Consider the following 8973-nt stretch of genomic DNA (forward strand, 5'->3'; position numbering starts at 1 on the left):
CCCGCCGCCACAGCTTCATCGAGCCACCCCGGTGTGCCTGTACGGCGAGCCGGACGTTCTCCCGCACGCTCAGCGAGCCGAAGACCGAGGACGCCTGGAAGGTACGCCCCAGTCCGAGCCGGGCACGCCGGTGCGGCGCAAGCGCGGTGATGTCCGCGCCGTCCAGCAGGACCGTGCCCTCGGTGGGCCGGCGCAGGCCGGTGATCAGGTTGAACAGGGAGGTCTTGCCGGCGCCGTTGGGCCCGATCACGCCGAGGAACTCCCCCGGCGCCAGATCGAGGTAGACGGAGTCGACGATGGCGACCTCACCGATCCGCCAGGTCAGACCGCGGGTGGCGAGCATCGGTCAGCCCTTCATCTGCGCGACCGGCGGCGCGCTCTCGTCACCGGTGAGCGACTTCTGCGCGGTCGCCGTGAAGGTGGTGCCGCTGCCGGAGAGCTTCGCCTGGTACATCGGCTGGAGCAGGGCGTGGTCCTCGGCGCGGATCTTCATGGTGCCCTTGACGCCCTCGAACTCCCAGCCCTCCAGCGCGGTGACCATCTTCTCCACGTCGTCGCCGCCTTCCTGCACGGCCCGGACGACCATCTGCGCGGCGGCGAACCCGTCCGGGTGGAACAGGTCGAGCGTGCCGCCCGGCACCTTCGCCTTCGCGGCCTTGGCGGCCTCGGTGTCGCTGGCGCCGTCGAAGTAGTGCGACAGGAACGAGATCTTGCTGCCGGCCGCGCCGAACGTCGGCCACGAGGCGCGGATGTCCAGGCCGGTGACGACGGTGGTGGAGGCGAGGACGCCCTGCTGGTCGAGCGTCTGCCACATGGCGCCGGCGGTGGTGCCGGCCCAGGCGACGAAGAGCAGGTCCGGCTTGGCGGCCTTGATCTGGCTGGCGAACGGCGTGAACTCGGTGGCGCTGGCCGGGGCCCGCACGCTGCTCACGTTCGCGCCCGCGCCCCCGATGACGGCCTTGACGGCGGCCTCGTTCGCGTCGCCGAACGCGCCGTCCTGCGCGAACACCACTACCTTCTTGCCGCCCGCGTCGCCGATGAACGACCGGGCGGTCACCACGTCCTGCCACGACTGCCGGCCGGAGCGGAACGTGTACTTGTTCGCGCCGGTCACCGCGTCGGTGGCGGCCGGGCCGGAGATGAACAGCACCTTGTTCTGCGCGGCGATCGGCGCGACCTGGAGCGCCACCCCGGAGGAGGTGGACCCGGCGATGATCTTCGTACCCTTGCCGATCAGGTCCTTCGCGGCGGACACGGCCTTGGCCGGGTCGCCCGCGTCGTCGGCCTCGGTCACCTCGATCGTGCGGTCACCGACCTTGCCGGTGCCCTTGGTGGCGAAGTCGAGGCCGGCCTTGAAGCCCTCGATGTACTGCTTGCCGTAGCTGGCGAGCGGCCCGGACTGGGAGTAGACCAGACCGACCTTGACCGGGGCGGCGGCGTCGCCGCCGCCGGATGCGGTGTCCTGCGGGCTGCCACAGGCCGTGGCGGCCAGAACGACCGCCACCGAGGTGGCGGCGGTAAGGAACACCCGTCGCGTGTGCCGGATCGTCATTGCGACTCCAGGTGAGGACAGGGGGAATGTCAGTTGTCGGCTCACGCTAGAAGTGACGTCACCCACGGGCTATGTGGTCGGCGCACACAAGTGCCCGGGACGGGATGGCCGCTCGTTACAACGCCGGACATCGGCACGTAACCGCGCCGACCCGGGATGGCCGCACCCACCACGCGCACCTCGCCGGGAATGTCGGCCCACGCCATCGCGCCGGTCACCGCCCGCCGCAGTCCCCGTCATGGTCGGCCGCCCGTGCGCATCGCCGGCCACCGTCACGCGGCCGGTCGCACCAGACCCAGTGGCGTACCGACTGATCGTCCTCCCGCGACACGGTCGTCCCGGCGCGCTCCACGTCGGCCAGGAACCCGAGCGCCCGGCAGATGGCCCGCGCGAACCCGCGCGCGCCGTCGAGGTCGGCCGCGAGAACCGGCAGGTGTACGACGAACCGCTCCCGGCTCACCGCTGCGCGCCCGGCGTGAACCGGGACTGCCAGCTCTTGAGCGCCGCCTTGATGCGGGTGTTCTCCTCGGCGTACCGGGACGCGTCGCGCCGGGCCAGCGCCAGGTCACCGGCCACCCGGTAGAGGAAGGCGTGCACCTCCGCCGGGTCGAGTCCGTGCCGCACGGTGCGGAACTTCCGCTCGCGGATCTGCCCGACGCTCAGCGGCCGGCACGACTCCGAGCGGTACCAGCCCTGGTTCGGCGGCCTCCGGGTCCGGTTACGCCGCGCCGACTTGAACAGGTTGAGCACGTTTCGCACGCCGATCCTCCTCACCGAGCCGTGGAGGCGGCCCGCCCGCAGACAGGGGACGCGGGCGGGCCGCCGACCCCGAGACCGCAGCCCGTTCGGCGGTACGACCCCGGAGCCCAATCCGGGTCCGACTCCCGAGGTTTGCCGAACCAACCGGAGCCGGACGCGACTCAACCTACACCAGTATCTGGTTATGCGCGAGCCTCCACACTCGACGCGCTGGGCAACTTGTTGCAGTTACTTGTGCAGGTAGGGCAGGATCGGATTCGCCGAACCAACCGGAGTCCCCACCATGCCCACAGCAGAAGCACCGTTCCGCCGTATCGCCAACGACATCGCCGCGAAGATCAAGAGTGGCGAGCTGAAGCCGGGCGACCGGCTGCCCTCGACCCGCGAGTTGGCCGAGTCCTACGGCGTCCACATGAACACGGCCTACCGTGCGATGTCGTTGCTGCACGATCGCGAGCTGATCACCGGCCAGCCCGGCCGAGGCACCTACGTAGCCGAACCCCCGGCCTGATCAACTCCACTACGCCGAGGTGGCGGCATCACCCCGCCCCGCCCCGCCGATCTTGGAGTTGTGGCGCCTCAGATGCCCGGTTCGCGGCTTACGCGAGGCACCACAAGTCCAAGATCGGTGGGGAGGCCCGAGATCTTGGTACGGGATGGCCCCTCGGGGGGCCGTTTCGTACCAAGATCTCGGGAGCGGGCGAGCGCGACGGACCCCGGCACGCTAACGGGGTGCCCGCCGCTGCGGCGGGCACCCCGTGAACAGGAGCAGGGGTCAGCGGCCGGCTCGGGCGGCGACCGCCGTGTCGGGGTGGTCGCTGAACACGCCGTCCAGGCCCAGGTCGAAGAACAGCTCGTACTCGGATGTGATGTCGCCACGCGCGTTCGGGTCGGCGCCGATGCGGAAGTCCACCGGCAGGAACTGGTTCTCGGCCCGGAACGTCCACGCGTGCACCACCAGCTTCTGCCGGTGCGCGTCACGGATCACCGGGGTCGGCGCGAGCAGCCGTCCGGCGGAGTCGCGGGGCACGATCAGGTTCTTGTTCAGGCCGACGCCGTCGGCGTACCGGGAGATCCAGGCCAGTCCGGCGGGCGTGGCCAGGTCCGCGTAGGTCCGCTTGTCGCCGCCCGCGACGAAGTCGTAGGGCGCGCCGCTGGCGTCCATGAGCTGCACCAGCCGTACGTCGATCATCTTGTCGAGTTTGCGCAGGTTGGCGGTCTCGAAGCTCTGCACGAACACCGGGTCGGCGCGGTGGGTGAGCCGGTTGCGGCGCAGCACCGCCACCAGCGGCTCCTCCAGCGGGCGGCCGATCGAGGCGAAGTAGGTGGGGTGCTTGGTCTCCGGGTAGACGCCGATGGTCCGGCCGCGGGCCTTCGACTCGGCCCGCGCCAGGTCGATGACCTCCTGGAAGGTCGGGATCTCGAACCTGCCGTCGAACGCGGTGTTGGCGACCCGCACCTGGGGCAGCCGCTCCTTGGCCCGCAGCGTCTTCAGCTCGGCCAGCGTGAAGTCCTCGGTGAACCAGCCGGTGACTGTCACCCCGTCGATGGTCTTCGTGGCCTTGCGGGCGGCGAACCCGGGGCGGGCGGCCACGTCTGTCGTACCGGAGATCTCGTTCTCGTGCCGCGCGACCAGGACGCCGTCCCTGGTCGCGACCAGGTCCGGCTCGATGAAGTCGGCGCCCTGCCGGATGGCGAGCCGGTAGGCCTCCAGGGTGTGCTCCGGGCGGTAGCCACTCGCGCCGCGGTGGCCGATCACGATCGGCCGCTGGGTCGCGCGGGCCTGCTCGGCGGCGCGGTGGTCCGGGCCGGCCTGGGCGGCCACGGCCGGCACCACCACAGCCGCCGCGAGCAGCGCGCCGGCCACGCCGAGGGCGGAAAGGGTACGTCGCAACGCCGTCTCCTGTCGTCGATGGGTACGCACAGCAGACCGGGCGCGGTTGACCGCCAGTTGGTCGGTTCCTGACCTGCCGGTGAATCTCCGGACGGAAGATGACGGGATGCGCCGCCTGCTCCGGAAGCCCGTGCGGCTGGTGCCGTTGGGGTTCCTGGCGGTGATCCTGGTCGGCACCGGTCTGCTCATGCTGCCCTGGGCCACCAGCGAGGAGCGGTACACCCCGTTCGTCACCGCGCTGTTCACGTCCACGTCGGCGGTGTCGGTGACCGGGATGGCGGTGACCGACACGCCGAACTACTGGAACGGCTTCGGGCTCGTGATGATCACCGTGCTGACGCAGCTCGGCGGCCTGGGCATCCTGACCGGGGCGTCGCTGGTGATCCTGGCGGTCTCCCGCCAGCTCGGCCTGCGCAACCGGCTGCTCGTGCAGGCGGAGACCGCCGAGTTCGGCCTCGGCGACGTACGCCGGCTGCTGTTGCGCATCGCGGCGACCGTCTTCGTCACCGAGGCCCTGATGACTGCGGTGGTCGCCGCGCGCCTGTTCCTGGCGTACGACTACCGGCCGGGCCGGGCGCTGTGGTCGGCGGTGTTCCACTCGGTGCAGGCGTTCAACAACGGCGGCTTCGCGCTCTACTCGGACGGTCTGATCGCGTTCTCCCGCGACGGCTGGGTGGCGCTGCCGCTCAGCATCGGGGCGATCATCGGCGGGCTCGGTTTTCCGGCGCTGTTCGAGGCGGTACGCGAGTGGCGGCAGCCGGCGCGCTGGGCGGTCGCCACGAAGCTGACCGTCTGGGGCAGCGTGGTGCTGACCGTCTTCGGCGTCGCCTACCTGCTGATGGCCGAGTGGGGCAACCCGTTCACGATCGGCACCTTCGACGTGCCGGGCAAGCTGCTGGCGTCGTTCACCCAGATCGCGTTGAGCCGTACCGGCGGCTTCGACGTCATAAACGTCGGGCGGCTCACCGACGAGAGCTACCCCATGCTGATCGGCCTGATGTTCATCGGCGGCGGCAGCGCCAGCACGGCCGGCGGCATCAAGGTCTCCACGTTCTTCCTGCTCGGCTTCGCCATCTGGGCCGAGTTGCGGGGCGAGCCGGACACCACTGTCGGGCACCGCCGGGTGGCGGCGGCCAGCCAGCGGCAGGCGCTGACCGTGGCGCTGCTGAGCGTGGCGCTCGTGGCGGGTGGGACGGTCGGCCTGATCGGTTTGACCTCGCACGTGTCGTTCTCGGCCGCGTTGTTCGAGGTCACCTCCGCGTTCAGCACCACCGGCCTGACCGTCGGGGTGTCCGGGCAGCTCTCCCCACCCGGTCAGTACGTGCTGATCGCGCTCATGTACATCGGCCGGGTCGGGCCGCTCACGCTCGGCTCGGCCATCGCGTTGAACACCCGTCGACGGCTGTACCGCTACCCGGAGGAGCAACCCATTGTCGGCTAGACGCCCGGAGGAGACCGGCATCGCGGTGATCGGCCTGGGCCGGTTCGGCTCGCGCCTCGCGGACTCGCTGTCCCGCCTCGGTTACGAGGTGCTGGCGATCGACCACGACCCGGCGCGGGTCCAGCACTGGTCGGCCGACCTCGACCGGGTGGTGCAGGCGGACACCACCGAGGAGGTGGTGCTGCGCCAGCTCGGGCTGGCGGACTTCCGCCGGGTGGTGGTCGCGATCGGGGCGTCGCTGGAGGCGAGCGTGCTCACCGTACTGGCCCTGGCCGAGCTGGGGATCGAGCAGATCTGGGCGCGGGCCACCTCGGAGAAGCACGCCAAGATCCTGCACTCGGTCGGCGCGCACCACGTGGTCTTCCCCGAGGCGGAGACCGGTGAGCGGGTGGCGCATCTGATCGTCAGCCGGATGCTCGACTTCATCGAGTTCGACGACGACTTCGCCATCGCCAAGGTCAAGGTCCCGGCGCCGCTGGTCGGGCGGTCGCTGCGCGACATCGCGCCGCAGGACCGGTACGGCGTGATGGTGGTGGGTGAGAAGCAGGCCGGGGAACGGTTCCGGTACGTCGGACCGGACACGGTGCTGGAGGCGGACAGCGTGCTCATCGTGGAGGGCGGCATCACCCAGGTGCAACGCTTCTCCGCGCTGGCCTGACCGTCAGTCCTTCTTCGGGCCCTTGCCCTTGCCCTTGCCCGGCCCACCCCCCTTCGACTGGTCTACTGTGCTTTTCCCTTGGGGCCCTCCTTGCCCTTGCCGGGCTTCGGCGCGGCCTTGGGCTTCGCCGGTTTGGGCTTCGCCGGCCCGCTCTTGGTGGTGGTCTTCGCGGTGGTCTTGGTGGGCGACTTGACCGGCGTCTTCACCGGCGGCGCGGTGGTGGGCGCCGACCCGGCGATCCCGGACACCTGCACGCCGCAACTCTTGCCGCCGACGGTGAACTCCACCGGCAGCGTGTTGCTCCCGGTGTAGCGGCCGGCCAGCGTGAGCTTCGCCGACGCGCCGGGCGCCAGCGCCGAGGTCGCGGTGGGCGCGGGAATCGACACGGTACGCCCCTCCTGCCGGGCCGGCGGCTGGGCCGTGGTGACCGTCTGCTTGCCGGGGAACGTGAAGTTCATGGTCCAGCCGCGCAGTTCCCGGTCACCGGTGTTGGTGAGCGTCAACTCGGCGGCGAAGTCCTTGCCGGTGTCGCGGCGCAGCGAGTAGTCGACAGCGCAGGGCGTCGGCTCGGGCAGGCTCATCCGCGCCTCGGTCGGCTCGACACCGCCGCTGGCCGGGCTCCGCGACGTCAGTCCCCACATCGTGGCGGTCACCGCGATCAGGCCGACGGCGGCGACACCGGCCTCCACCTTGCGCCGCCGCGCCACCGCCCGCCGCGTGCGGGTACGCACCGCCGAGAACGGCAGCGCGTCGGTCTCCGCCGACCACGGCAGGATCGTGGTGCCCGCGTTCTCGGCGAGCGCCGGGTCCATCCGGCCGAACGCCGGTGACACCGGCACGATCGCCGCGATCCCTGCGGCCTCGGCGAGCGTACGGGCCACCTCGGCGGTCGCCGGGCGGTCCTCGGGGCGCTTGGCCAGGCACCGCTGCACCAGCGCGGCGACCGGCTCGGGCAGGCCCGGCACCGGCGGCATCGGGTCCGGGTCGCGGTACATGTGCGCGCGCAGCATCTCGGTGGTGGTGCTGGCCTGCCACGGCAGGCGGCCGGTCAGCATCCGGTAGAGCAGCAGCCCGACCGCGTACACGTCGGTGGCGGGCGAGACGTGCCCGTTGTCCAGCCGTTCCGGCGCGAGGTAGGCCGGCGTGCCGAGCAGCGCGCCGTCCGGCCCCTTGTCGCTCTCCCCCACCAGCGCCGAGATGCCGAAGTCGACGACCTTCACGCCGGTCGGGGTCAGCATGACGTTGCCCGGGGTCACGTCCCGGTGCACCACGCCACGGGCGTGCGCGGCGGCCAGCGCCGAGGCGACCTCCGCGCCGATGGTCATCGCCTCCCGCCAGGGAAGCTGCCCGTCGCGGCCGAGCCGCCCGCTGAGCGGACCGCCGTCGACAAGTTCCATGACCACGTACGGCACGGTCAGGCCGACCTGGACCGACTCGCCGTAGTCGTACACGTTGGTGATGTTGGGGTGGCACAGCCGCGCGGCGGCCTGCGCCTCCACCCGGATCCGGTGCCGGAACGCCTTGTCGCTGGCCAGCCGCGAGGCCAGCACCTTGACCGCCACCTGGCGGCCCAGCACCTCGTCGTAGCCGCGCCAGACGACCGACATGCCGCCCGCACCCAACTGCTCGACGAGCCGATAGCGCTCGCCGAGCAGTTGCACGCCGTTCCTGACCGGTCCACCCATGGTCGGTCCTGTTGCCCGAAGTGGGCCCCGGTACACCTCAGCGGTCGGAATCGGTCAGGAAAGTCACCCGTTCAGGCGGTCGCGAGGAGTTGGTCCACCGGCGCGTAGTCGTCGGTGAGCACCATCGCGTCGCCCACCCATTCGGTCACCGCCGCCTCGTCCATCAGCTCGGCCCGCTCCGGCAGCAGCTTCAGACCGGGCGGGATCGCTGCCAGCGGCAGCGGCGCGTCCGAGGCGACGATCACGAAGTTGGCGCCCTGCTCCCCGTCGATCGCGCCGGGCGGCGCGATCAGCGCGACGTGCGCGAACTCGGCCTTCACCGTGGCCAGCTCGGCCCGGATGAACCGGCCCGGCGGGTAGTCGATGACGTTCTGCACGTAGATCCCGTCCGGGCGCAGCACCCGCCGGATGTCGGCGGCCATCTCCCGGGTCGCCAGGTGCCACGGCACCACCAGGTGCCCGAACGCGTCGCCGACGATGAAGTCGCGGCTGTCGGTCGGCTCGCCGCGCAGCAGCACCCGCGCGTCGCCCACCTCGGCGCGCATCTTCGGGCCGGTGCGCAGGCCCAGCTCCCGCCGGTCCAGCTCGACCAGCCCGCCGTCCAGCTCGAACACCAGGTTGTCGGTGCCGGGCCGGGTCGCGGCCAGGTAGTTCGGCACGGTGAAGCCGCCGCCGCCCAGGTGCAGCGCGTCCATCGGCTGCTTCGCCGGCCGCGCCACGTCCGCGACCAGGCCGATCCACTGCGTGTACGCGTACTTCAGGTGGTTCGGCTCGTTCAGGTCGACGTAGGAGTGCTCGGCCGAGTTGAGGTAGAGCGTGCGTCCCTGCGGCCACGACGGGTCCACCTCGACCCGGGCGCAGTGGTACGCGGTCTCCACGTCGCACGGGTTCGGCGCGGCAGCGGTGAGCCCCGCCGCGGCGAGACCGAGCAACGCCAGCGCGGCCTTGACCCGGCCCGGCGTGGACGGCCCGCCGGCCCCGGCC

Annotated in this window: 10 protein-coding genes; 3 read left to right on the forward strand and 7 right to left on the reverse strand. The window is 71.5% G+C overall.

All coding sequences use genetic code 11. The features are described 5' to 3' along the window. From KBX39_RS14475 to KBX39_RS14490, 4 genes are all read right to left on the reverse strand, one after another. Positions 1 to 343, reverse strand: a 343-nt coding sequence (locus tag KBX39_RS14475) for an ATP-binding cassette domain-containing protein (RefSeq protein WP_210871009.1), incomplete at its 3' end; no start/stop codon positions are given. 3 nt (positions 344 to 346) lie between these two features. Next, on the reverse strand, positions 347 to 1552 hold the full coding sequence (locus tag KBX39_RS14480) for a substrate-binding domain-containing protein (protein WP_166457657.1): 1206 nt from the start codon (positions 1550 to 1552) through the stop codon (positions 347 to 349). A 214-nt stretch (positions 1553 to 1766) separates the two neighbouring features. Beyond that, complete coding sequence (locus tag KBX39_RS14485; protein ID WP_043328148.1) at positions 1767 to 2012, reverse strand: hypothetical protein; 246 nt, start codon at positions 2010 to 2012, stop codon at positions 1767 to 1769. After that, the gene (locus tag KBX39_RS14490; protein ID WP_064446650.1) at positions 2009 to 2311 is read right to left on the reverse strand and encodes a DivIVA domain-containing protein; all 303 of its coding nucleotides are present in this window, start codon (positions 2309 to 2311) and stop codon (positions 2009 to 2011) included. Before KBX39_RS14490 ends, KBX39_RS14485 begins: the two co-directional genes overlap by 4 nt. Before the next feature lie 283 nt (positions 2312 to 2594). On the opposite strand from KBX39_RS14490, the gene KBX39_RS14495 reads away from it, so the two are divergent. Then, positions 2595 to 2822: a GntR family transcriptional regulator gene (locus tag KBX39_RS14495; protein WP_069088015.1), complete on the forward strand. Its 228-nt coding sequence runs from the start codon at positions 2595 to 2597 to the stop codon at positions 2820 to 2822. Between the two features lie 264 nt (positions 2823 to 3086). Here the strand turns inward: KBX39_RS14495 and KBX39_RS14500 are convergent, their stop codons facing one another. Next, entirely contained in the window at positions 3087 to 4205 is a 1119-nt protein-coding gene (locus tag KBX39_RS14500; RefSeq protein ID WP_210871011.1) for a glycerophosphodiester phosphodiesterase, read from the reverse strand. A 106-nt stretch (positions 4206 to 4311) separates the two neighbouring features. Between KBX39_RS14500 and KBX39_RS14505 the strand changes: the two genes are divergently transcribed. Then, positions 4312 to 5646 (forward strand): TrkH family potassium uptake protein, encoded by a 1335-nt coding sequence (locus KBX39_RS14505; RefSeq protein WP_210871012.1) that lies wholly within the window; start codon positions 4312 to 4314, stop codon positions 5644 to 5646. Then, a complete protein-coding gene (locus tag KBX39_RS14510; protein ID WP_064446653.1) occupies positions 5636 to 6304 on the forward strand; it encodes a TrkA family potassium uptake protein in 669 nt (222 codons plus the stop codon). Before KBX39_RS14505 ends, KBX39_RS14510 begins: the two co-directional genes overlap by 11 nt. 62 nt (positions 6305 to 6366) lie before the next feature. Here the strand turns inward: KBX39_RS14510 and KBX39_RS14515 are convergent, their stop codons facing one another. Continuing rightward, a complete protein-coding gene (locus tag KBX39_RS14515) occupies positions 6367 to 7989 on the reverse strand; it encodes a serine/threonine-protein kinase (protein WP_210871014.1) in 1623 nt (540 codons plus the stop codon). A gap of 71 nt (positions 7990 to 8060) precedes the next feature. Then, positions 8061 to 8973 (reverse strand): fused MFS/spermidine synthase (locus KBX39_RS14520; protein ID WP_210871016.1); only part of this gene is annotated, 913 nt, incomplete at its 5' end.

This window comes from Micromonospora sp. D75 (genome assembly GCF_018070405.1).
Classification (GTDB): Bacteria; Actinomycetota; Actinomycetes; order Mycobacteriales; family Micromonosporaceae; genus Micromonospora; species Micromonospora chalcea.